Annotated in this window: 3 protein-coding genes and 1 pseudogene; 1 reads left to right on the forward strand and 3 read right to left on the reverse strand. The window is 56.2% G+C overall.

Translation table 11 applies throughout. From position 1 onward, the window contains the following. Window positions 1-213 (reverse strand): annotated as a pseudogene (locus tag L692_RS27485) (hypothetical protein); the annotation flags it as partial. 107 nt (window positions 214-320) lie between these two features. Here L692_RS27485 and prli42 point away from each other — a divergent pair. After that, window positions 321-422, forward strand: coding sequence for a stressosome-associated protein Prli42 (gene prli42, locus L692_RS31570; protein WP_156940268.1), 102 nt, complete (start codon window positions 321-323; stop codon window positions 420-422). 76 nt (window positions 423-498) lie between these two features. Here the strand turns inward: prli42 and lipB are convergent, their stop codons facing one another. Further along, entirely contained in the window at window positions 499-1,218 is a 720-nt protein-coding gene (lipB, locus tag L692_RS0101025; protein ID WP_025696385.1) for a lipoyl(octanoyl) transferase LipB, read from the reverse strand. Between the two features lie 60 nt (window positions 1,219-1,278). Next, a partial coding sequence (locus L692_RS0101030; protein ID WP_025696387.1) for a dihydrolipoamide acetyltransferase family protein occupies window positions 1,279-2,072 on the reverse strand: 794 nt, incomplete at its 5' end.

The raw sequence follows: 2,072 nt of genomic DNA on the forward strand, positions 1-2,072 counted from the left end.
CGCGCCCGCTTCCGCATTCTCCGCAGGCCAGGTCACAATCAGATTGCCCGCGCCGTGCCCGGTTCTCGCCTGTGATTCATCTTCTACGGCTTCCAGTCCAAGGTCCTTGAATTTGGCGATAAGGTGGTCGGCGATGTTCCGTTCATTCTTCGTCTCGCTGTCGATTCGGACAAGCTCCATAAACTCCCGGATCAATCGGTCTTGTGCTATCACTGGACTTCCCTCGCTTTCAAGTATACGTTACAATAAGAAGTTGTAGCCGGCTCACCGGCAAACGCGCTGTATGCCCTAAACTTAAACTAAATCCAAAGGAGTCACACATGCAACGTCAAAAATGGTTCCGCGTCTTTATTTATGTCATGCTGATCGCGATGGTCGCTTCCACACTAATGATGGTTATCGAGCCGTTTCTCGCCGGATGATGAACCCATAGCGGCTTTCCCGCTTGTTAATGCAGCGGCCTTGGATGCTCCGGGCCGCTGCTTCGCTGTGCTTCCTTTATTGTCCGGACGTGGCCCTCGCCCAATCCGACACGATTCTCCCGTAAGGGAATTGCTTCAGAAAATAGGGAACAAGCGCTGCGGCGACCTCTTCGACTTCGAACCGGCGGCCCGTGCATTCCTCCAGCGACGTAACGCCGTACTGTGAAATCCCGCAGGGAACAATTCCCCGGAAGCCCTCCTCCGCAATGCCCTGCCGAATGTTGAAGGCGAAGCCGTGACTGGTCAGGAACCCCTTGCGCGAACGGCTCTTATTGAATTTCACGCCGATGGCGCAAATCTTCACATCGCCTACCCAAACTCCCGTATATTCCGGCTTTCTGCCGCCCTCGATGCCGAAGGCGGCAAGGTAATCGATAATGACCTGCTCCAGCGACCGCAGATACCCGTGCAGGTCGACTCTGCCCTGCTCGCCGATGGTTAGCAGCGGATAACCGACCAGCTGTCCCGGACCGTGATAGGTAATATCCCCGCCGCGGTCGATTTCAAACAAGGCGATTCCCTCTTCACGCAGCTGCTCGGCGTTCAGCAGAAGATGCTCGGGATGGTTCTGCGACCCGATCGTATAGGTTGGCGGGTGTTGCAGCAGAATCAGCCGCTCCGGGCGCTCTCCGGCGTCAATGGCGCGGACCGACTCTTTTTGCATATCCCAGGCCTCGCTGTATTCGATCATGGGAAAATAGGATATTTCCAGCTTCCGGGGTTCTGTGCTGTCCATGCTTAAACATCTCCTTTGCCCTTGATGGCTGCGAAGCCGGATTTGTCCCTGTTCCAGCGGTTAATAAACGTTCGTATCCATGCTGTAGCTCTCGATATTATCCTTGACCCGCTGCAGGAAGCGGCCGCAGATCACGCCGTCGAGAATCCGGTGGTCCAGCGACAGGCAAATGTTGGCCATCGAACGGACGGCGATCATGTCGTTGATGACGACAGGCTTTTTCACAATCGATTCAAAGGTCAGGATAGCCGCCTGCGGATAATTGATGATCGGATAAGACAGAATCGAGCCGAACGAGCCGGTATTGTTGACAGTGAAGGTTCCGCCTTGCATGTCCTCCACGCGCAGCTTGCCTTCCCGCGTCTTCATCGCCAGCTCTTCGATTTCACGGGCAAGGCCCGCCACGTTCTTCTGGTCGGCCTTCTTGATTACCGGAGTCCAGACCGAATCCTCGGTGCCAACCGCGAGCGATATATTGATGTCCCGTTTGACGATGATTTTGTCAACCGCCCAGACGGAATTCATAATCGGGTAATCCTTGATCGCGCTGACGACGGCCTTCATCAAGAAGGCGAGATAGGTCAGGTTGATCCCTTCTCTGCGCTTGAATTCGTCCTTCAGCTTGTTGCGCAGCAGCACAAGGTTCGTCACGTCCACCTCGATCATCGTCCAGGCGTGCGGAATTTCCGAGACGCTCTGGCGCATCCGCGAAGCGATCGTGCCCCGGATCGGCGTCACGTCGATCAGATATTCGGAACGGCCGCTCTCCACCTCGATTTCGGGGATGCGCGGCAGTTCCGACAGATGCAGCCCGGAATGCCGGACGGGCGGCAGCGTCTCCATCGGCGCCTGCG

The sequence above is a fragment of the Paenibacillus forsythiae T98 genome, assembly GCF_000520735.1.
GTDB lineage: Bacteria > Bacillota > Bacilli > Paenibacillales > Paenibacillaceae > Paenibacillus_AQ > Paenibacillus_AQ forsythiae.